Source organism: Photobacterium sp. MCCC 1A19761 (genome assembly GCF_037389125.1).
Classification (GTDB): domain Bacteria; phylum Pseudomonadota; class Gammaproteobacteria; order Enterobacterales; family Vibrionaceae; genus Photobacterium.
The window spans coordinates 520,503-543,259 of the sequence record NZ_JAZGTF010000002.1; the positions used below are offsets into that span (position 1 = coordinate 520,503).

General features: G+C 50.6%; 15 protein-coding genes and 2 pseudogenes. 4 read left to right on the forward strand and 13 right to left on the reverse strand.

Annotated elements, in window-relative coordinates:
- Nucleotides 1-107: 107 nt before the first annotated feature.
- The 4 genes from VV869_RS05005 to fabB form a co-directional block, all read right to left on the reverse strand.
- Nucleotides 108-4,463, reverse strand: coding sequence for a FimV/HubP family polar landmark protein (locus tag VV869_RS05005; RefSeq protein WP_337733866.1), 4,356 nt, complete (start codon nt 4,461-4,463; stop codon nt 108-110).
- A 265-nt stretch (nt 4,464-4,728) separates the two neighbouring features.
- Complete coding sequence (locus VV869_RS05010) at nt 4,729-5,742, reverse strand: aspartate-semialdehyde dehydrogenase (protein WP_337733867.1); 1,014 nt, start codon at nt 5,740-5,742, stop codon at nt 4,729-4,731.
- Nucleotides 5,739-6,917: a 4-phosphoerythronate dehydrogenase gene (locus tag VV869_RS05015; protein WP_337733868.1), complete on the reverse strand. Its 1,179-nt coding sequence runs from the start codon at nt 6,915-6,917 to the stop codon at nt 5,739-5,741. The genes VV869_RS05010 and VV869_RS05015 overlap by 4 nt, the downstream gene beginning before the upstream one ends.
- Nucleotides 6,918-7,434: 517 nt before the next feature.
- Nucleotides 7,435-8,649 (reverse strand): beta-ketoacyl-ACP synthase I, encoded by a 1,215-nt coding sequence (gene fabB, locus VV869_RS05020; RefSeq protein WP_337733869.1) that lies wholly within the window; start codon nt 8,647-8,649, stop codon nt 7,435-7,437.
- A 194-nt stretch (nt 8,650-8,843) separates the two neighbouring features.
- Here fabB and mnmC point away from each other — a divergent pair, with 194 nt between their 5' ends.
- Complete coding sequence (gene mnmC / locus VV869_RS05025; RefSeq protein WP_337733870.1) at nt 8,844-10,883, forward strand: bifunctional tRNA (5-methylaminomethyl-2-thiouridine)(34)-methyltransferase MnmD/FAD-dependent 5-carboxymethylaminomethyl-2-thiouridine(34) oxidoreductase MnmC; 2,040 nt, start codon at nt 8,844-8,846, stop codon at nt 10,881-10,883.
- 80 nt (nt 10,884-10,963) lie between these two features.
- Here the strand turns inward: mnmC and VV869_RS05030 are convergent, their stop codons facing one another.
- The 3 genes from VV869_RS05030 to VV869_RS05040 all read right to left on the reverse strand — a co-directional run bounded on the left by VV869_RS05030 (nt 10,964) and on the right by VV869_RS05040 (nt 14,279).
- Nucleotides 10,964-11,356, reverse strand: a complete 393-nt coding sequence (locus tag VV869_RS05030) for a hypothetical protein (RefSeq protein ID WP_337733871.1) — start codon at nt 11,354-11,356, stop codon at nt 10,964-10,966.
- Between the two features lie 243 nt (nt 11,357-11,599).
- On the reverse strand, nt 11,600-12,766 hold the full coding sequence (locus VV869_RS05035; RefSeq protein ID WP_337733872.1) for a nucleotide sugar dehydrogenase: 1,167 nt from the start codon (nt 12,764-12,766) through the stop codon (nt 11,600-11,602).
- Between the two features lie 142 nt (nt 12,767-12,908).
- Nucleotides 12,909-14,279, reverse strand: a complete 1,371-nt coding sequence (locus tag VV869_RS05040; RefSeq protein ID WP_337733873.1) for an MBL fold metallo-hydrolase — start codon at nt 14,277-14,279, stop codon at nt 12,909-12,911.
- Between the two features lie 401 nt (nt 14,280-14,680).
- Here VV869_RS05040 and wecA (VV869_RS05045) point away from each other — a divergent pair, with 401 nt between their 5' ends.
- On the forward strand, nt 14,681-15,826 hold the full coding sequence (wecA, locus tag VV869_RS05045; protein WP_337733897.1) for a UDP-N-acetylglucosamine--undecaprenyl-phosphate N-acetylglucosaminephosphotransferase: 1,146 nt from the start codon (nt 14,681-14,683) through the stop codon (nt 15,824-15,826).
- 198 nt (nt 15,827-16,024) lie between these two features.
- Nucleotides 16,025-16,192 (forward strand): hypothetical protein, encoded by a 168-nt coding sequence (locus tag VV869_RS05050; RefSeq protein WP_337733874.1) that lies wholly within the window; start codon nt 16,025-16,027, stop codon nt 16,190-16,192.
- 137 nt (nt 16,193-16,329) lie between these two features.
- Here VV869_RS05050 and VV869_RS05055 read toward each other — a convergent pair whose 3' ends face one another.
- The 5 genes from VV869_RS05055 to VV869_RS05075 all read right to left on the reverse strand — a co-directional run bounded on the left by VV869_RS05055 (nt 16,330) and on the right by VV869_RS05075 (nt 21,434).
- Nucleotides 16,330-16,758: an arsenate reductase/protein-tyrosine-phosphatase family protein gene (locus VV869_RS05055; protein ID WP_337733875.1), complete on the reverse strand. Its 429-nt coding sequence runs from the start codon at nt 16,756-16,758 to the stop codon at nt 16,330-16,332.
- A gap of 114 nt (nt 16,759-16,872) precedes the next feature.
- Nucleotides 16,873-17,982 carry a UDP-N-acetylglucosamine--undecaprenyl-phosphate N-acetylglucosaminephosphotransferase gene (gene wecA, locus VV869_RS05060; protein WP_337733876.1) on the reverse strand — a complete coding sequence of 370 codons (1,110 nt, stop codon included), beginning with the start codon at nt 17,980-17,982 and terminating at the stop codon, nt 16,873-16,875.
- 69 nt (nt 17,983-18,051) lie between these two features.
- Nucleotides 18,052-18,972, reverse strand: coding sequence for a UTP--glucose-1-phosphate uridylyltransferase GalU (gene galU / locus VV869_RS05065; RefSeq protein WP_337733877.1), 921 nt, complete (start codon nt 18,970-18,972; stop codon nt 18,052-18,054).
- An 86-nt stretch (nt 18,973-19,058) separates the two neighbouring features.
- Nucleotides 19,059-20,192 carry an ISAs1 family transposase gene (locus VV869_RS05070; RefSeq protein ID WP_337733878.1) on the reverse strand — a complete coding sequence of 378 codons (1,134 nt, stop codon included), beginning with the start codon at nt 20,190-20,192 and terminating at the stop codon, nt 19,059-19,061.
- Between the two features lie 291 nt (nt 20,193-20,483).
- The gene (locus VV869_RS05075) at nt 20,484-21,434 is read right to left on the reverse strand and encodes an NAD-dependent epimerase/dehydratase family protein (RefSeq protein ID WP_337733879.1); all 951 of its coding nucleotides are present in this window, start codon (nt 21,432-21,434) and stop codon (nt 20,484-20,486) included.
- A 466-nt stretch (nt 21,435-21,900) separates the two neighbouring features.
- Here VV869_RS05075 and VV869_RS05080 point away from each other — a divergent pair.
- Nucleotides 21,901-22,332: pseudogene (locus VV869_RS05080) on the forward strand (IS110 family transposase); the annotation flags it as partial.
- A gap of 52 nt (nt 22,333-22,384) precedes the next feature.
- Here the strand turns inward: VV869_RS05080 and VV869_RS05085 are convergent.
- Nucleotides 22,385-22,632, reverse strand: a pseudogene (locus VV869_RS05085) (transposase); the annotation flags it as partial.
- Nucleotides 22,633-22,757: the final 125 nt, after the last annotated feature.

Consider the following 22,757-nt stretch of genomic DNA (forward strand, 5'->3'; position numbering starts at 1 on the left):
TCGAGATGCGGAATTATAGGGAAAAAGCGGGCAGGTTTCGAGGGGGAATCACGGCCGGGGCTCGGGCCCTCCGGATGAGGGCCCTTTCCCAGGATGAAGATGGCCGTTTAACGACTCATTTTGTGTAGCAGGGTCTGTGCTTCTTTCTGGCTCTGGGCATCGCCATTACTGACAATATCTTCCAGCAGCCCCTGCGCACCTTCGCGATCATTCATCTCCAGATACGCCTTGGCCAAGTCCAGTTTGCTGGCGTACTCCCCCTGGCTGTCGACATCAATGCCAGCAACATTATTCAGGATATCCGGAAACTCATCGAGACCAACATTCAGATCCAACGGCTGCTCTTCCAGCTCTTCCGGTGCGTCAGCTTCCATATCTTTCATCAGTTCATCGATACTGATATACGACGGTGCCGGCTCCGGATCATCGACCAGCTCACTCTCACCGACCTCATCAGTCAACATTTCTGAATCCGCTTCCGCCAACAGAAACTCCGGATCAAACGCAGCCACATCATCGATATCCATTTGTGGTTGCTCTGCCCAGTCTTCCGTTTCCAGCTCCGGCTCCGGATTGCTGGTACCCCAGATCTCCGCATCTTCTTCCGGATACGTTTCCGAGGCCAGGGCATCATCGTCAACAGCGGATGACCAAAGCTGATCCCGCTCAGCATCTTGCTCGTCCTGCAGGCCTAGCTCATGCTGAGCAGCGGTCGTTTCGGCGACCGACGGTGCTTGCTGTCCCGATGTTTCGGCCTCACGAAGAGAATGTGCATCTTCAACTTCGGTAGGCTCAAATCCGGCACGCTCCAAAGCTTCACTTACCGAGGGGTTCGATGCTACCGAACGCTCTGCCGCACTGGCTTCTGCCCGTGCCTGCTCAGCCAGCAAACTGTCTGCGGTCGCGACATCCATGCCGACAAAGTGATCATTTTCGAAGCTGTCATCTTCGAAGCTATCATTTTCGAAGCGGTCATTTTCAAAGCGGCTATCCGCAAAATGTTCGTCCGGATCGCTGAGCAATGCGGCCATATCGAGCCCGGCCGAATCGACCAGCTCATCATCAAACATATCTGCAGGCACCTGAGCAGCATCCGGTAGTGTTGTCTGCCCAGAAGCCTGATGAGCCTGAGCCGACGCCGGAGTTGATGCTGCAGTTGACACCGGTGCTAATGCAACCGCCGACTCTTGGGCACCCGTATGATATTGATCCAACTCCATTTGCTCATCAAACGACGCCTGCAATGCATCATCTTCGCTGAACTCAGCAATACTGGCCGGATCAATCGTTTCAAATTCAATCTGTTGCTCGCCATGGATTGAGAAACGCGGCTCTGCGGACACAACCTCCCCCATGGCTTCCTCCGCGGCCAGCACCAGTTCGTCCGGTGTCGGCTCAACGTGTGCAGACTCAGGATCTGATTCAGGCTCCTGCTGCTGTGTTTCTTCCGGCTCGGCCGCTGTCACGGCGTCCTCGGATGCCAATGCCTTATCCAGATCCAGCGCTGGCGCTGATTCATCCTCAAACGACGCCTCCGATTCAGCCCCGAACTCCGCCATTGCTGCGGCCTCATCGAACTCCGGCCAGTCCTCAAGCGACAGCGGTGCATCCGAAGCTGGCTTCTCAGCAGTTTCCAAGGTCAGTGTCGGCTCGGCTTCGAAGTCAGACTCAGCCAGGGCAGCTTCTTCATCAAACTCGGGTAAATCTTCCAGATTCAGCGGTGCATCCGACTCTGGGTCCTCAGCAGTCTCCGGGGTCAGGGTCGACTCGGCGGCAGATTCAACCGGTGCCGGTACTGCTTGCAACTCAGCTTCAGCTTCCGGCTCGAGCGCTGCCAGTGCATCGGCCTCTTCAAACGCCGGTGTTTCATCAGGCTCAGATGCATCCACCAACTCTTGCACATCCGCAAGCAGCGCATCAATCTCATCATCTGGTACGTCTGCGGCAGGTTCGACGTCTGCAATTGCTTCAACGTCTGCGACTGCTTCAACGTCTGCGACGGGCTCTGCCTGCTGCTCATTCAGCGCTTCATGCAACGCATCCGCAAACCCCGTTTCACGGGTTTCCGGGAAGTCCGCATCAAGTGACGTGTCCAGGTCATGCGTGCCGGTTTGCGTTTCCACCGGCTCAAATTCCGGATCGTCAAACAACAACGCGTCGACGGCCGAGTCTGTAGACTCGGCAATCGCTGGCTCAGTCGCCGGTGCCGTTGACATCAGCGCATCAGCGTCCCAATTGACATCATCATTGCGCTCTGAATCTGAGGCAGAATCCAAACGGTCCGTAGGCTCCAACGGCTCACGGACCTCTGACGTCATCTGAAGCGCTTGAGGCTGATGTCCCTGCTGCGCGAGAATATCATCCAGCAAATCGGTGCTGTTTTCATCGATGACGACCTCATCCAGGTTCAGGACCGGCTCATCGTCGGTTTCAACATCCGCGACATCAATACGGCTCTCGTCACTGTCGTCATCGTCCGCAACCAGTTCATCAAGCAGGGCGGTACTGTTTTCATCGATTGTAATATCGGACCGATTGAAAGTGTCCTCGCCATCCTCGAGGATCTCATCCAGCAATGCAGTACTGTTTTCTTCCAGCTCAATATCCGGGGTATTCAGCTCATCATCATCAATGAATTCATCCAACAACGCCGTACTGTTTGCATCAAACAGTGCGTCCAGCGCCTCTTCCGGCAACGCATCTTCTTCTACTGCAAACAACGCGTCTGCATCAGCCAGGGCTTGATCCACAGCGGCCTGTTGCGCTTGCTCCTCCGGCTCATCAACTTGCACTTGTGCCGGTTCACGGACTGGCTCATCCAATCCGACCGTCTCAAATAACGAATCCAGTTCATCCTGATCCACGACCTGGGCCATTGCAGCTTCAGGCTCAGCCGCTCTGGCAGGTTCTGCTTCCGGAAGATCATCCGTTAACCCGCCCGCTTCGCTCAGCAAGTCATCCAGGATGGACTGATCCAGCAACCCATCTTCAATATCTTTGTCGGCATCACCGGCCAGTTCCGCATCCGCCAGATCAAAACTGTCGTCGTCATCATCATCGCCCTGCAAGGATTGCTCCCACATGGCTGCCAGCGCTTCGTCCGAGCTTGGCTCTGAGGATTGCTCAATCTCATCCAGCGCCCGCTCCATATCCTGGAGTCCAATCGCTTCTTCACCGCCTTTCACCGAGATGCTGCTTGGCGTCAGGCCACTTTCAATTTCGAAGTCATCATGACCACCGGCGGACAAGTCAAGCAAGTCATCCTGCTCACCCAACGGGTTACTATCATGCTCCGGCCCAAACAGGCTGGTTTCCGGATCATCGAACAGAGAATCATCCCCGGCAAACAGATCATCGACGTCTTGCTTATCGCCATCCAGATCCGGGATCGCCTCAGCGTCCCCTTTCGGCGGTGCCGGGATCGCCGGTTCCTGCGTTTGCGGACCTTCCAGCGATTTCACTTCTTCATCTTCTTCCTTACGACGCATCATGAAAAATGCAATCGCACCGGCAATCAGGGCGCCGGGCACAAGCGCGGCAGCCGCCATCGCCCATGGGTTAGCCACCAAATCATCCACCCAGGAAGTTTCAGGCACCACCGGCGCGACCGGTTGCGCTTTTTGTTGCTGAATGAAGTTCAGGATTTCATCGCGCAGCCGCTCGTCGTTGCTGATCTGATCTTTGAGCGCGCTGACCTCATGCTGCATTTCTGCCAGACGAACGCGCAACAAGTGGTTACTCTCCACCAGCTTGGTCATCTGCACGTCGGAGGCATCCAGTTGCGTCTGCAAAGCGCTCGGCTTCACGGGGATGCCTCCCTTATCCGCATTGCCGGTCGCTTGGGCTGTTTCACTTGCCGGTTGAGCCGATGCAGCCGGAACGGACTTAGCCGTCTGTGTCACCTGCTCCTGAATAGCAACTTGCGGTTTCGGTTGTGGATTCGCCACAACGGTCGGCGCTGGCGCGGGCGTACTTGGTGCCTGAGTTCTTGCTACCTGTGTTCTTGGTACCGGTGCTCTGGAAACCGAAGTACTTGGCGTCGCCGACTGGCGTACCTGGCGACGCTGGTCGGCATCTAAACGACGCCGCACGCTGTCCACATCTTCCTGACGGATCTGATCCAGGGTCGGCATTCTCAGCACGCTGCCCGGGATCAGACCGTGGATATTGTTCTGCTCAAATGCCTGCGGATTCGCCCGGTGGATGGCGCCAATGACCTGATAAATCGAGATCTGGTTATTCGGACGGTAGCGAGAGGCGATCGACCACAGAGTTTCGTCACTTCCGGTCGGACCGTAGCGATTGATGGCATTCTGGTTCGAAGCAAAAGATTGAGCAGGCTCAGTCGAAGCTGCGCGCACCTCATCTGCGGATGGGCCGATAATACGCACCGCATGGGCTGACAAGGGCATCTGAAGGGCGGCTCCGGCAATGACGACCGGTAAAATAAAACGTTTAATCATAGTCGATAAGTCAGACACTGCCTGCTGTCCTCTCTGGCAGAGATGAGAAATTGGTTTCGAGTATCGAAAAAGTCGCGTCGAGCTTCGAAGTTATGGCGCTAAGCATAATGAATCTATCGGCCATTCATCAAGACTCTTGAACGGTAAATGAGGGATGCTGCCTAATTCGAAAGACGAACCGGTTTGCGGGTTCAGGCGTTCTGGTTGAATAAAAACAAATGCGGCCCATCCTGCCGGAAGACAGGGTGAGCCGCACCAGAAGCAATTACAGGTATTCTGCAATCAGTTTTTCGGCAATCTGCACACTGTTCGTCGCAGCACCTTTGCGGACGTTGTCGGCCACAACCCACATGTTCAGACCACACGGGTGGCTGATGTCTTCCCGGATCCGGGCAACCATAACGTGATCTTTCCCGGTTGCATCACCAACCTGGGTCGGATAATCGTTGCCATGGAAAACTTCTATCCCTTCGGCATTTTCCAGCAGGCTGATCACTTCTTCGATATGAACCGGCTGGCAAGTTTCGACATGCACAGCTTCAGCATGACCGTAAAATACCGGCACCCGAACACAGGTCGGATTCACGCGGATATTGTCATCTCCCAGGATCTTCTGGGTCTCCCACACCATTTTCATCTCTTCTTTGGTGTAGCCGTTATCCATAAAGGCATCGATATGCGGCAGGCAGTTGAACGCAATCTGCTTGTCATACGCTTTATTTTCTACCGGCAAGCCATTCAACAGCTTCGCGGTCTGTCCGGCCAGCTCATCGATCCCTTTTTTGCCGGAGCCGGATACCGACTGATACGTGGCAACATTAATGCGCTCAATGCCGTACGCATCATGGATTGGCTTCAGGGCGACCAGCATCTGAATGGTCGAGCAGTTCGGGTTGGCAATGATATTCCGGTTCCGGTAATCCGCCAGCGCGTGCGGGTTCACTTCCGGCACCACCAGCGGAACATCGTAGTCGTAGCGGAAGTGTGAGGTGTTATCGATCACCACCACGCCTTGATCCGCCGCAATCGGCGCCCAGTGTGCAGACGCTTCGGCGCCGGCCGAGAACAGTGCCAGCTGAACCTGACTCCAGTCAAAGTCTTCGACGTTGGTCACACGAACGCTTTTACCCTTAAAGCGCAGCGTTTTACCCGCGCTGCGTTCCGAAGCCAGTAAATAGAGATTGCGAACCGGAAAATCACGCGATTCTAATACCTCTACGATCGTTTCGCCCACGGCACCTGTGGCGCCCAGAACGGCAACATCAAATTCCTGACTCATGGCGTTTCCTCAACTGTAACTGTAAAACCTAAATTAGCCAGCGACTCTAACCCAAAACCAGCCTGTCCGGCTACTGTAATCGCACTGTATTCGCGCCGATCCCAGTAATTTTTCCGCATTTGATCGAAGGCCGATGCCATCCGGGCAGTATTCTCTCCTGCGGCGGTCATTTCGCGGCGGAATAACCCGTCATCCTTACGCACATCATAGACGAGCTGGATCAGACTAAACAGGGTATCTTCCTGCCAGGTGCGGCTGAGGGCCACCCGCGGCAGCGGCGCTTCCGGCAGCAGGCTGGCGGCCGATACCGGTTGCCCCTGGCCAAAAAACTCGCAATAGCGGTTAAAGACCATGGTCGTCCCCCGAGCCTTGCCTTCCAGACCGTAGCCCGCCACATGCGGGGTCGCAAACGCCAGCAACGGCAGCAATTCAAGATCCACCAACGGCTCTTGCTCAAACACATCCAACACGGCCGTCAGGGCTTTGCCTTCGCCGGTCTGCGCTTGATGCAGCGCGACCTTCAATGCGGTGTTGTCAACCACTGGGCCACGGGCTGCATTGATCAAAATCGCACCGGGTTTCAACTGCTGCAAAAACGCTTCATCCACCAGATGATAGGTCGGGTATGCGCCGTCACGGGTGAGCGGCGTATGCATAGTGATAATGTCACACTGCTGCTGTAGCGCTTCCAGCGAGTGAAATGCCCGGCTGTCGCCCTGTTCGGCTTTCAGCGGATCGTTCAGCAGATAACGGATCCCAAGCGCGTCCAAACATTTCGCCAGATAGCTGCCGACATTGCCCGCACCGATGATCCCCACCGTTTTGTCAAAAATAGAAAAACCCTGCTGCTGGCCCAGCACCATCAAGCTACTCAGCACATACTCGGCCACGCCTACCTTATTGCATCCCGGCGCTGCGGTGAAGGTGATCCCCTTTTCCGCCAACAATGCCTGATCGACATGGTCCTGCCCCGCCGTGGCTGTACCGACAAAACGCAACCGGTTCGCCTTCACCAGTAAGTCAGCATTCACTTTGGTGACCGAGCGAATCATCAGCGCATCGATATCCACCAGGTCATCGGCCGTCAGGTTACGACCGGGTTTGGCAATCACTTCTCCGAGCTGGCTGAAGAGGTCGTGCGCATAAGGCATATTTTCATCAATGAGGATTTTCATGGGTCCGTTCCTGTAGCATCGCGACCATTACAGATCTCGCGACAATTGCGGCCTGCGCGGCGATGGCTCACGTTGCGGCGGCAATAAGAATAAAAGTGTCAAAATAGTATTGAGTTGCCTGGGAAAGTACAAGCCTATTGAGGGATTAGGGCTGGCGTTCATCAAGCCGTTGGGCCGTTGCCTACCCCGAACGACCAGCATAAAAAAACCCGGCATCAAGCCGGGTAAAAAATTCCAGGATTAAAAACACCTGCCAGTGCAATAGACAGCTCCCGCAAAAGAAAATACTATTCACACCAACAAGTGCCGCGTCTGTTTTCGGCACTGGTTAACCGGGCCTGTCTTTGAAGTCTCTGCAAAGCCATCTCAGTGCAGTCCATTAGCCAGTGCCACTCCCGGAAAAATGACAAAAGTCATGCGCAGAGACAAGATCCTGCTGTCGAGCGCCGGGAATGCCTTCCCTGATTGAATCTCGTCTCTGATAATTGTGACCGCGAATTGTTGCCGCGGTGACCCATTAGCCTTCGTACTTCTTGATCACCAGCGTTGCATTGGTGCCACCGAAACCAAAGCTGTTCGACATCACGGTCTTCAGCGCTTGCTCCCGGGTTTCCGTGACGATATCCAAACCTTCCGCAGCCGGATCCAGATTCTCGATGTTGATGCTCGGGGCAACGAAACCATGCTCCAGCATCAGCGTTGAGTAAATCGCCTCATGCACACCCGCCGCGCCCAGCGCGTGACCGGTCATGGCCTTGGTCGCAGAAATCGCAGGACTGTTGTCACCGAAGATTTCCTGGATCGCGCCCAGCTCTTTGACATCGCCGACCGGCGTTGAGGTTCCGTGCGTGTTGATGTAGTCAATTGGCGCGTCCAGATCCTGCATCGCCATCTTCATACAACGCACCGCACCTTCACCTGATGGTGCCACCATGTCGTAGCCATCGGAGGTCGCGCCGTAGCCAACGATTTCGCCGTAAATTTTCGCACCACGCGCCAGCGCATGCTCTAGCTCTTCAACCACCAGCATGCCGCCACCACCAGAAATCACGAAACCGTCACGATCGGCATCGTAAGTCCGGGATGCTTTCGTCGGATCATCGTTGTACTTGGTCGACAACGCGCCCATGGCGTCGAACATCATGGTCAGGGTCCAGTCCAGCTCTTCGCCGCCACCCGCAAACACAATATCTTGTTTACCCAGTTGGATCAGTTCCAGCGCATGGCCGATACAGTGTGCAGACGTCGCACAAGCAGAACTCATGGTGTAGTTTACGCCACGAATTTTAAAAGGTGTCGCCAGACAGGCAGACACGGTTGAAGACATAGTACGCGGGACCATATAAGGACCGACACGCTTCACGCCTTTCTCGCGCAGGATATCCACCGCTGCGATTTGGTTGTGCGAGGATGCACCGCCCGAGCCAGCAACCAGGCCGGTACGATCGTTGGAAACTTGTTCTTCAGTAAGACCGGCGTCTTCAATTGCCTGCTCCATAGACAAATACGCAAATGCTGCGGCATCGCCCATGAAACGCATTTTTTTACGGTCGATATGCTCAGACGGGTTCATTTTCAAATCACCCCAAACATTGCTGCGCAACTTCATTTCCGCAAACTGTTCGGAGAAATTAATACCGGATTTACCGGCTTTCAGAGACTCCAGCACCTCTTTCACATTGTTACCGATGCTGGATACAATACCCATGCCTGTAATTACGGCTCGTTTCATGATGAATTCCTACTGTCATTTAACGATGCTGATCATAACGGGTTTATCTCGGGAAAGTGGTCAGCTTTCCCGGCAAACGGTACAATCAGCACCAAGATCATCTGTTTGATCGGTCATTGCCCGCGAATCAATCGCTTATCAAGCATTCAAAGACCATGACCGACCCTTGTTACAGCACTACATGAGGTTTCCCCTTGTCCGAGCAGTCTCCCCATCGCATTGAAAATGCCGTTCTCGACTGGAATTCGTCCGGCACCCCGGTCTCCAATGACTTTGACGATGTTTATTTCTCGAATGCCAATGGCTTAGAAGAAACGCGCTATGTATTTCTCCATCAGAACGGACTCCCGCAGCGCTGGGAAACCTCGACGCGTCGCCGATTTGTGATTGCCGAGACCGGCTTTGGCACCGGCCTGAACTTTCTGGCCGTGTGGCAATGGTTCAAGGCCTTTCGCCAGGCGAACCCGGATGCAGCCATCAAAGAATTGCATTTCATCAGTTTTGAAAAATTTCCGGTGACGCGTGACGATTTAATCAAGGCGCATGCGTCCTGGCCGGAGCTGGCGGATTTGGCGGAGCAACTGCATGCGCACTATCCGCCTGCCGTCGCGGACTGCCACCGGATTGTGCTGGAAAATGGCCTGATCACCCTGGATCTCTGGTTCGGCGACATTAAAGACTGTATGCCACAAGTATGGACCAATGATGACGGGATCGTGGATGCCTGGTTTTTAGATGGCTTTGCCCCAAGCAAAAACCCGGAAATGTGGAACCAGAATCTCTTTGACGGCATGGCCAAACTGGCACGGGAAGGTTGTACCACCGCGACCTTCACCGCCGCCGGATTTGTCCGCCGCGGCCTGATTGAAGCCGGTTTCGACATGAAGAAAGTCAAAGGATTCGGCACCAAGCGAGACATGCTGGCCGGCACCATGACTCAGCGCCAACACCCAGCCAACTTCAAGCCCTGGTATGCCCGCAAACGTGCCGACCAGCCGCAAGACGTAGCGATTATCGGGGGCGGCATTGGCTCGGCCACCACCGCACTCGCGCTGACCCGACGCGGCGTCGATGTGACACTCTACTGCGCCGATCCACTGCCGGCAGAAGGTGCTTCCGGCAATCGCCAGGGGGCCGTTTATCCCCTGCTCAATGGCTCGAACGATGCTCTGTCGCGCTTTTTTGGCCCGGCATTTTTGTATGCCCGGCAGTTTGTCGAACAAGCGGCACAGCATAAAGCCTTTGCCCATGACTGGTGTGGCGTCACGCAACTGGCCTGGGACGACAATGCACAAAAGAAACTGGGGAAAATGCTGGAAGGCGGATTCCCGGACACGCTGATCCGATTTTTGGATGAAGGCCAAACCCAAACCGTCACCGGCGTCGAAACCGGCCATACCAGTGTGAACTATCCGTTGGGCGGTTGGCTGTGCCCGCAGGCTCTGACCCGGGCCTTGATCGAACTGGCGAGTGAAAGTGGTCATCTGACGCTCAGAACTAACACCGAAATCCGTCAACTCGAGCTGAGCGACCCAGTTGACACAGACTCAACCGATAAACAATGGACGCTGATTGCCGATGAAGCATGTTTTCAGCACGATACCGTGATCGTCGCCAATGGCCATCGTTTTGAAGACTTCCCGCAAACCAACCAGATCCCGGCCTACTCGGTCCGGGGCCAGGTGAGCCATATTCCAACCAACCCAGCGCTCTCGCAGCTCAAAACCGTTCTGTGTTACGACGGCTACCTGACCCCGGCAAATCCGGCCTCCCAAAGCCACTGCATCGGCGCCAGCTACCGCCGGGGCAGCACGGACCTAGGCTTCTGTCCGTCAGAACACGCGGACAACAAACAACGCCTGGTCAACTGCCTGCCGGGTGTTGAATGGCCACAAGCCATCAATATGGACGATAACCAAGCCCGGGCTGCTGTGCGCTGTGCCAGCCGGGATCATTTACCGTTCGTCGGGGATGTGTGCGAGTACGAACAGTTACTGACGCAATATGCCGAGCTTAAGACCCAGCAAACTACAGCGGAGCCAGTGCCGGTTTACCCGAACATGTATGCCATGATTGGATTGGGCTCTCGCGGGTTAAGTTCAGCGCCATTGTTGGGAGAGCTGCTTGCCTCGCAAATCTGTGGGGATCCATTACCCTTACCGAATAGCGTCTTAGATGCGCTCCATCCGGGCCGGATGTGGGTGAGAAAATTGGTGAAAGGGAAGAAAGTGTAACAACACGCAGAACCACACCTGAAGTGGTGAGTTGTCACCCATCACTTCAGGTTTCATATGGCCCGCGACTGCCTGGCAGTCTATTCCGCCTGAACCGTCACCGGTGGTGCCGGATCGTCGCCACCACCAGTATCTGAGACGGCAACCCCCACCACTAAAGCCGCGACACCAACTGCTAATACCGTGGCAGTGATCCCACCTGCCGAGGCAGCCATTGCCGTATCAATCCCCGCAGCTTTTCCTGTTTTTCCGACTTGATTTGCCGTTGTCGATGTCGAATTGACAGCAGATAAATTCTGGGCGGTTGTTTGAGGAGCCTGTTTCTGAGGTGCCTGTGTTTGAGACGCCTGTGTCTGAGGTGCTTGGCGCGCCACCGAGGGCTGCACACTGGTGCGCTCAGCCGCGCATGCCGACAAGCTCACCATGCCAGCAAAAATACCGGCGCAAAATAGTGCAAGCGTTGCTCTTTTCATATCATTCCCCGAACCACAAATACGAGCTGATAGATATGTAAATAAGTATAGGTCAGCTTACAAAAACGGGAGATGAGGCCAGAGAAAGGATGCAATCAATCTTAGAAGTGAGAAAGCCGCACAGCGGGTCAATAGCGGAAAAAGCGAAGGAAAAATCATTGTTATTCAGACAGTCAGGGGTGCCTCAATGACACCCCTTGAGTTCAGATTTTCTTGCTGTGCAAGTCACCGCAGAGAATAAGCTTAATCAGAGCCAAACAAATCCCGGGTATAGACTTTATCGGCAACATCCGCCAGTTCAGCAGCCATCCGGTTGGAGACAATCACATCAGATTCTTGCTTGAACGTTTCCAGATCCGTCATCACACGAGAGTTAAAAAACTCCGGCTCCTTGAGCACCGGCTCGTAAACCACCACTTCAATCCCTTTCGCTTTCAGTCGCTTCATAATGCCCTGAATAGATGAGGCACGGAAGTTATCGGAGCCGCTTTTCATGATCAAGCGATAGATACCCACTACTTTCGGCTTGCGGCTCAAAATCGACTCCGCCACGAAATCTTTCCGGGTCCGGTTTGCATCAACAATCGCGCCGATAATATTGTTCGGCACATCCTGGTAGTTGGCCAGCAGCTGCTTGGTATCTTTCGGCAGGCAGTACCCCCCGTATCCAAACGACGGGTTGTTGTAATGCGAGCCAATACGCGGGTCCAGACCAACCCCTTCAATGATCTGGCGGGTATCCAGTCCGTGCGCTTCGGCGTAAGAATCCAGCTCGTTGAAATACGCAACACGCATGGCTAGGTAAGTATTGGAGAACAATTTCACCGCTTCTGCTTCGGTTGAATCCGTATACAGAACCGGAATAACTTCTTTCACCGCACCCTGAACCAGCAGCTGGGCAAACGTCTCGGCCCGCTCAGAGCGCTCCCCGACAATAATTCGGGAAGGATACAGATTATCGTAAAGCGCCCGGCCTTCACGCAAGAACTCCGGTGAGAAAATCAGATTGTCGCAACCCAGCTCCTTTTTCATCCGCTGAGTATACCCAACCGGCACGGTGGACTTAATCACCATCACGGCGCCCGGATTGACTTCCATTACTTCTCTAATAACCGCCTCTACAGAAGAAGTATTAAAGTAGTTTGTCACCGGGTCATAATCTGTTGGGGTTGCAATCACCACGAATTCAGCGCTCTGGTAGGCTTTCAGTTTATCAGTCGTTGCAATAAGACTTAATGAACTCCCTGAAAAAAAACGTTTAATTTCATTGTCATCAATCGGGGAGATTCGACGATTAATTAAATCAACCTTTTCAGACAAAATATCAAGCGCGACAACTTCATTGTGCTGTGCTAATAAGACCGCATTCGATAAACCAACATATCCAGTTCCCGCAACAGTAATCTTCATTACTATCCCCCAAAGAATCAACTGAAAGCAGTGTTATTATGTCCGTTTCAACTTCAGTCACCTTAGCAGCAAAGTGTGACACGAATATTGAAACAGCATCTCTCTAGCTATCTAAACGGATAGTGCAAAATGAATATTGTTGCTAAGTAAATGTCGTAATTATTTCGCATTCCGGGCGCAATATTGACAAATTCTGGGACAGAGCCTGTTGCGAAGAAGGCTCGCCATGAACCAACCGGATTTGCTGCGGACCCTGTTGAATGCCCGCTACAAACTGAATCAGATCGTGCTGATCCGCATGGGCTGAGTACCCGGACATGGCGTGAATCGCAGCCTTAACTTCGACTGAATTCTGATCGATCTCAACCAGCTCGGGTTGAGCTAATAACTGACGCCCCAGCGTTCCTTCCGCCTGATAGCCCACCAAAATCACATCGGTTCGGGGATCCGGCAGTAACGCCTGTAAATAATTCATAATCCGGCCGCCGCTACACATACCGCTGGCTGCAACAACGATTGCCGGCTCCCCCGTTGCTTTCAAGCGATTGACCAAGGCCAAGTGATCTGCGTGCTGGGTGATGGTGATACATTGATCAAACGATAACGGATGCCGACCCCGATAGACCCGCTGCTTGGCTTCTTTCGCCCAAAGCCGCTGAAAATCCAGGTATTGCTCGGTGACCCTAGCTGCTAACGGCGAGTCCAGAATGATAGGAATGTTTGGCCAGTTTGTCTGATTCGAGGGATAACCAAATTCGGATTGCATCGCTTTGGCGAGCAAATTCTCAAGATCAAACAAAACTTCCTGAGTCCGACCCACTGAAAAAGCAGGAATCAAAATCGCCCCGCCATCCTGCAAAGAACGCTGAATGATTTCAGATAAACACGCTTCCCGTTGAGTCACCGCATGATGACGTTGGTCGCCATAGGTACTTTCAAGCACTAATGTGTCGGCACGAACGGGCGACACCGGGTCAACATGTAACGGTGTATGGCAAGGTCCGAGATCGCCGGAAAACACAGCGACATGGCCATCGGGCAACACGATCTCGATATAAGCCGAGCCCAGAATATGGCCAGCCGGTCGAAAGCAAACATGAATCAACTCGCCACTGGGCCAAGTCAAATCCACACGACAGCCAAAAGGGATCGGTTTCAGTAAAGATTTGATCACCCGGGTAAACTGCTCGCACTGCTCTTGATTCAGACCCAGGTTGATCTTTAAGCCATCTTCCAGCATCAGCGGCAATAAGGCAGCCGTCGCTTCCGTGGCATAAATTGGCCCGCGAAATCCTGCCGCCAGGAGCCAGGGGATCCGCCCGACATGATCGATATGACAGTGGGTCAGCAACAGCGCACGAATATGATAAATAGGAAAATCAATATCATGGCGTGATGGGGCTTCACGGCCCTGAAACAGACCGCAATCGACTAATAAGCTGTGCTGCCCCAACTTGAGTTCATGGCATGAACCCGTGACACCTGAACTTGCTCCATGATGTATGATCTCCACAACCTGCACCTATCCCATTGCACCAAGAAGAAATCATGACAAAATCGGCGGGATATAAAATAGCGGCAATCGAGAGTCTAGAAATAAATCACTATAAAACGCCCTGACAGATATAACGATTACCTAAAATAGTTTATCTTCCCCATTGCACTTTCTTATAAGATTCACACTAATTTTGACAGTCTGAGGACAAACTCACTACACTCAAAAGTGATGGGATAACGTTTAGAAAACTATTAATGATAGTTATAAATTTACCAATTACACAAAAAAATACTAATTTTGTTATCTTAATTCACGTTATGCAACAACAACAAAACAGATTGCATATGTAACTTTAATGTCACCGTCTCTGGGTATAACATAACGAAAAATTTTTGCTTCTTTGAAAAGGCAGAATGATGGATATGGAACTCCCAATACTCTTTAGTTTCTCTTTAGTCAGCTTATTTGCGCTTCGAGTCATGGCTAAAAAAATTCAACTGGTTGACATCCCCAATGGCCGGAAACAACACCAAGGCGTGATCCCGCTCGTCGGCGGTATTGCCATTTTTGGGTCTGTATTTGTCGGCATCCTGCTATCTCCCGACATCCACACAGCACCCGCGCTGTATCTCAGCTGCGCTACAGTCCTCGTTCTGATGGGCGCGATTGACGACAAGTTTGATATCAGTGTCAAAAGTCGCCTCTTCGTTCAAATCCTGATGTCTGCTGTGATGATTGCTTTTGGCAACCTGAAATTAACAAACTTAGGCAATATCAGTGGCTTCCAAGAACTAACCCTCTCAACACCACTGAGTTACTTGGTCACGATTTTCGCAATTCTCGGGGCAATTAACGCCTTCAACATGGTCGACGGCATTGACGGATTATTGGGTGGACTGGCTACCGTCTCATTTACGGCATTGGGATATCTGTTCTGGACCGGAAACCAAGTCGACTTATACCAGTTTTGCGTCATCTTTGTCGTTGCAACCATTCCCTATATCATGATGAATTTAGGGCTGCCCTTCGGCCGCCGATTTAAGATTTTCATGGGGGATGCAGGTAGTGTCTTCATCGGTTTCACCATCGTTTGGCTGCTGGTGCAAGGCACACAAGGTGAAGAAACATCATTCCGCCCGGTAACGGCACTATGGATCATTGCCTTGCCGCTCATGGATATGGCCACCATCATGATCCGTCGGATCCAGAAAGGCCAGTCCCCATTCAAGCCAGACCGCGAGCACCTGCATCACATTTGCCAACGGGTTGGACTGTCTCAAAGAATGACGCTGGTCACCATCTGTAGTATCGCTGGCTTATTTGCCTATGTTGGAATTCTAAGTGAGCAATATCAGATTCATGAAGCGGTGATGTTCCTGAGCTTTCTACTCGTCTTTACCCTGTACTACTTCATGATTTCTCACATCTGGCGTATCACAACCTGGATCAGAAAGCTGTCGTTTCGACGGACCCCATTTAAAAAGTTGTCCATCAAGACACAAACTCATCTCAAATCACACAACCTTAAACAAAAATTAAATACCTTTACCAACCAGAAGTAACTTCCTTCGGCTTACAGTAACCCGCTGTAAGCCGAAGATTTCCCGCTCGTCGCAAAAAACGTGCTCAAAATCAATCCCTTCCCCAATAAATCAACTATACTCAACATTAGAGTCACCTTTCTAACATACTGATTTCATATTCAAGGAGATAACGTCGCCTTACCTGTTTACAACACCCGTTCATTGCAAGGAGGATGTATGCAAAAAATTCATTTCGCAGCAAACCTGATTAGCGACGTCTACCATATGGCGACGCAAACTTGTATTTTACTCGCGTTGCGACTCTCCTTGTTTTTTGATGAATTAGAACAATACGACCAAATGTCGAAGGCAATGCGCCGGGAAGATCGGTTGAAAGGGGTTTGAAGCAGGAAGCACAAAAGAAAATATCGTGGCTATCAAACTTGGATATAAAAATGCCCTGTTGCGTAATGACAACAGGGCATTTTTCATTTGTCGATATGCGTTAATCGTGCTACGCCTTCTCCCCAGAAGATACCGGACTACAGTTTTTTGGCCCAAGCCTCGGCGGCTTCTTTTATCAGACTATAGGCGAACTCAAACGCTTCGCGACTTTGGCGATAAGGATCCGGAATATCTTTCTGGCCAATCCACTGACCAAATAACATCGTTTTACCGCGCGCTTCCGGCGCTATCCTGGTCACCGCCTCGATATGACCTTTTTCCATCACCAGAATCAGGTCGTATTGCTGACACAATTCACTGGTCAACTGCTGAGCTTCGTGCCCTTCCAGGCAGATTCCCTGTTCTGATGCCACATCCGCAGCCATCTTATCGGCAGGCTTTCCGACCAATGCACCAACACCAGCAGAAGCAATTTGCTTTGCAGGCAACAGCTGCTTCAGTAAATACTCTCCCGATGGTGACCGGCAAATATTACCCACACAGACAACCAAGATTTTATGAAACATAAGGCTTTCTTTTCCTCATACACAAACGTCAGAAACAAAAAGTGCTGCATCCAACAGATGCAGCACTTCATACCAGCTACCCAATTGTAAACTCGCCTTCAGACAAACCGAATACTATTTCTCGACGTGAGACTGACTCATCTCAAGCTCAAGTTCAGATACTTTCTGCCGACCCATGAGTTTGTGGATAAAAGTCGTAATACGCCAGATGTAGCTGATCGACAGGAAGTAGCCGACAAATACAGCCAGGAAGCTGAAGAACATCACCGACTCGCTGATCTTGTTCACATCAGACCAAATGCCGATCCCGGCCAGCACAGAAGCCAAGGAGCAGATCACCACCAGAGACATCCCGGAAGACAACCCAATCCGCTGGCAGATATGGTGGAGGTGCTCACGATCCGGCTTGAATGGCGACTGGCCTTTGCGGATCCGGCGGATCATGATGGTCGCCATATCCATCAGCGGTACAGCAATCACCCACAACGCTGTGACCGGACGAATATGGGTTACCCGTTCGCCCTGAGTCGCTTCAATCAAGAGCCAAATCACCGTAAATCCGATAAAGATGCTGCCGGCATCCCCCATAAAGACTTTAAAACGACGGCCCAGCGGAAAACCAAGGTTGAGCATGATATAAGGCACCATTGCGGTGACAATCAAGCCACACACGGCTGCCAACTCAGCATTGCCATCAACCCAAAACATATAGCCCAATGCAGCGAACGTTACGGACGCCAAACCGCCCAGTAACCCATCAATGCCATCCACCATATTAAAGGCATTAATCGCACCGATGACACCAAAGATAGTGACTAAATAGCTCATGGCAAGCGGCAACTCAATCGCTTCGCTGCCCATCAGGAAGCCCAGGTTATGCAGGCTTTTGCCTGCAATCTGGATCATTGCCAGAGACACAGCAGCCTGAATCACCAGCCGGATTTTAAAACTAATATCCAGGCGATCATCAATGACCCCCATCATCACAAGAACAGCAGCACTGCCCAGATACAAAATGGTGTCTTGAGCAATAGGGGTAAACAAGAGAAAAGCAATAGTTAGGGTGGTAAAAATAGAGACCCCACCAACCAGCGGAATAACGCCCTGATGAAGTTTTCTGGCGTTAGGCTTATCCACTAAACCTACTCTCTTTGCCAGCTTACGAAAAACAAAGAGACTGCAGAAAGAGAAAACAAAAACGAAAACAAATGCGGTAGCTGTCATAGCAAACTCTTATGGAGTAATTGGTCTAACAAGCACTGTTCTAACAATCTAAAAACAGCGCTTTGCTCCTTAACCGACTAGCTTTAATGTTACTTCAGAAGCCGTTAATTCTTTTAAGTAAAGGGCAAATTCGTCACCCAGCGCATCATGGCGCAAGCCATATTCAACGAAAGCCTTCAGGTATCCAAGTTTATCACCACAATCGTGGGACTTTCCAGACATATGGAACGCTTCAACAGGCTCTTCAGTCATCAACATGGCAATCGCATCGGTTAATTGAATCTCATCCCCGGCACCAGGCGGGGTAATCGCCAGCTTGCTCCAAATGGTCGATGACAGGATATAGCGGCCCACCACAGCCAGATTGGACGGTGCATCTTCTAACGCAGGTTTTTCCACCAGCGCCTTCAGTGGCTGGGATTCGCCTGGGCCAAAAGAAACCCCATTACAATCAACCACACCATATTTCGAGACATCTTCCATCGGGACCGGCTCGACCATGATCTGGCTCGCCTGCGTCGCTTCAAAACGCTTCAGCATCGCTGCCATATTTTCCATCGACTGATCAGCCGTGTACTCATCCAAAATTACATCCGGTAAGACCACCGCAAATGGTGAATCCCCAATCAAGGGTTTCGCACAGAGTACCGCATGACCTAACCCTTTCGCCTGACCTTGACGCACATGCATGATTGTCACATCCGGTGGACAAATAGACTGCACTTCATCCAACAACTGACGCTTGACCCGTTTCTCTAAAGTTGCCTCAAGCTCAAAAGAGGTATCAAAGTGGTTTTCAATCGCATTTTTGGAAGAATGCGTCACCAGCACAATTTCCTTGATCCCTGCTTGAATAGATTCATTAACGATATACTGAATGAGTGGCTTATCCACTAAAGGCAACATTTCCTTTGGAATCGCCTTAGTCGCAGGCAACATTCTCGTCCCTAGCCCCGCCACCGGAATGACGGCTTTTGTTATTTTTTTCATACATATCCTTAAATATTAGGGCCAACTGCGCCTTCATCACATAACGGCCAAACAGTGTCCTGGGCCCAGGGTGAGAGCATGAATGCTCATTTTTTGCTCACCGCCTTAAAACCAGCCAGTAACACCTTGTCCAGATAAGCGGTATTCATCGCTGCAATGTTCTGTTTACGTCGGATGCTAGCCTTTTTCGAGGTTTCGGCTCGCAACATGTTCAGTGCAATGTGCCGAAAACAGGCCATGATCTCAGCTGCATCTCCGCGATAAATCTGGCAAGCATCCTCGTTCATTGATGCATCAAGTACCCAGTGCAGGCTGTTTTCAATTCCCCAGTGGCCACGCACTGCGGTGACAAAACGCTCTGTCTCCAATTCAGCAGAGCTGATGTAATAACGGTGTTCGAGTGACTCTTTACCTGATTTATCAATGCGATAACCAATGGTAACGCCGATGCTCTTTAGCCCTTTCCAATCAGGAAACTGTTGTACCAACTCACCAGCAGGTAGTACATGATATTCTCGGGCTTCGATTCGTCCGTGGCTTTGCTCCACCGTGACATTTTCAGGGGCGCTCTGAATCGAAGTCTTCGCAGACAACGCCTGACGTACAGCTTTAGCCAGTGTTTCCTGGTTACCTTTAACTGCAAGTAAATAATCACCACCGTTATCAATGATGGTCGAGGCGATGTTGGTCTGGCAGGCTATTGCGTCAATCGAAATCAGGCAGCCTTTGATGTCCAGCAAGTTAAGCTGTTCCGGTATTGCCGTGATCTCGTTCGACTTCGCATTGGTTTTGAGTTGGCCCATAACTACGCCGTTGGCCGTGGCGAAGGCACTAACCATATGAATCGTGGATTGCCTGCTTTCGCGGTTATATGAGCCACGCAACACCTTACCATCGATAGCGATCAACTCACCGTCTGAGCGCTCAGTGACGACTTGCATCCAGTTGATAAAACACTGCTGAAACTGACTTGGATCTAGGCGCGAGATAACGCGAGCAATGGTGTCGTGAACAGGAAGTCCGGATGCAAAAAGTCCTTTTTGCTGAAACCATTGAAAATGTGCTTCACCGAAATCTTCAATGTCTTCCCAGCCCTCAGCTCCTGCAATCGTCGCACAAACAGTAAGAAACAGAACATCGAATAAGGGATAGCTGATTTTCGCAGACTGACGAGGGTCTTGCAGATCGCCAAAATACTGAGAAAAAGCCTCGATACTCACCTTAGAACTCCCGAAAAAGAGAGTATAAGATCATAATTCGATCGGCCGTTCAAACTCACAGAATTTGGTCACAAAACGTTCGTGATCTCACCCTGGTCCTGGGCCCCTGCAATGACAGAAAGTGTGCTAAAACCAATCAAGCCTGTCCACCTGAGCAGTTAGAGAAACATTTTATTTAAAAATGAGACCACCAAAGCATCTCAGCATTGGCTAGGCAATGGTTCTTAGAATACAAGCACTTGAATAATCGAGCCATTGCACTGCCGGGATTGTCCCTGCTAATAGGCCAAACTATTTGAATTCATGCTCAATCATAAGCTTCAACCCTTCCTCTAAAGTGTAAGGGGGAACAAAACCTGAAGACATGGCAGCACTGGAGTCAATCGTGGTATCGGCACAAAATTTTTGAATACGGATTGAGCTCACAGGGAACTTCTTACCTGTAATTTTCGACAAAACATCAAACGCATATCCTCCCAAAAGACCTATGCTGTATGGCACCTTAACGTTACTAGCGGGGATATTCATCTCGTTACGTACAATAGATACAATCTGCGACGAAGATAAATCGGCTTTATCAGCATAGTTGTATCTGTAGTAACCGGGGGCTTGATCTAACTGGTACTTAAGGAATTCAGCCACATTACCAACATAGCCCATCGACTTACAATTTGTTCCATCACCTATCATAAAAAATCGACCAGAAACGATTTGATTTATTAGGTTATAAACGTTTCCTCGATTGCTTTCTCCAAAGACAACCGCTGGCCGAACAGTTACAAGCGTCCTTTCGTTATTCTGGGAATACCATTCATTAAACACCTGCTCAGCTGCTAGCTTAGTTCGACCATATTCATTAAAAGGTCTAGGTTCTGTGTTTTCATCTGGTGTACCACGATTTAATCCATATATTGCAACTGAACTAGTAAAAACAATCTTATTAATATTATTTTCTTCTGCAGCTTTAACTATGTTTTTAGCACCACCAACATTTACATCATGATATAAAGATAAAGGTGTTACATTATCTGCATGTTCGGCGGCCAAGTTATATAAAACATCAACCCCTTTACATGCTGAATTCAAAGAATCGAAATTTTGAACATCTCCTATAACTGATAAATCTGGATATTTGGCGCTAACATTTTTATCAAAAATAATTACCTCATGAGATTCTTTCAATAGTAGATCGATTAATCGTGTACCAATGAACCCACTACCACCAGTTACTAATATTTTCATTTTATAGCCCATTATTTTGCTGAAAGCGATTCGATATATTATTCAGTAAGTGACCAACGCAGCCACAGAAAATCAGGATTTTTCCACTTAACAAAGAATTGAGGGGTTAAAATTCCTTCCAGAGAAACTGGAGACTTATTAGGTTCCACAAAAGCTTAATAAGCGCCTAAGGCACTAAGCTCAGAAATTCATTTTTCTAATTGTTCACCTTATTACTCTTCAATTCTAACTTAATTTAATGTAAACTTTCATAGAGCGAAAGTATGAAACAAAATAGTCCTTAATAAAATTATCACCTATAAATTTTATAGTTTTAGTTAAATCTAACTTTTGTATCAAGAATAATGTCTTATATATTTCTCTCAACTTTCAAAAATCATACCGCATATAACGAATAACATGGACTCCCCCTCATCAGGCTTTGCCACACTTAGTAAGTCTGATCCCATTTAAACCGGAGGCCACCATGTCACCCTCTGTCTATGGCATTGATTTAGCCAGACATAGCTTCAGTATCCACAGAGAAGATCACCGAGGCAAGGTTTTGATCTACAGAACAATATCATGATCGAAAGTCCTTTCGACTTTTGCCAATATCCCGCCTGCCATCATCGGGATGGAAGCCTGCGGCGCTTCTCATTACTGGGCACGAGAGCTGGCCAAACTTGGCCATACGCCAAAGATCATGGCATCAAAATATGTGGCGCCCTTCAGAACGGGGGCCAAAAACGATCTCAATGACGCCGTCGCGATTTGCACCACTGTCACCCGTCCTTCAACGCGCTTCGTCCGGATCAAATTGGCTGAGCAGCAGGCGATTTTGCTCCTGCACCGTGCACGTGATCATTGGGTCCATGAACGGACAGCATTGATGAATCAGATCCGTGCCAAGCTGGCTGTAGTGGCATCATCGCCACGAAAAAATCATGAACATCCGCGCTATTTAAGGCTTCCAGCTCGTCCAGCGCCTGCTCCGCGGCATTCTGTGTTGCGGGCCTTGTAGACACTCTTGAGATCAGCCATAAAGGCCTTCTGGTTCTTGCTGGCGACGTACTTCATGGAGTTGCGGATATGGTGAATGACGCAGACCTGCACCTCTGTCTCGAGATAGATGGTTTCGATTGCTTCGGGGAAGCCTTTCAGGCCATCTACTGATGGCGATCAGGATGTCTTTGACGCCGCGGTTCTGCAAGTCGGTCTGTAGTGGTCAAGTAAAATTGGCCACAGTTTTAGAGTCATTCCAGAATAACCGTTCTGACTCATTTGGCGTCAAACCACCGTTATATTGATGTGGCCTGACCTTGCTGTAATATTCCGTGATGT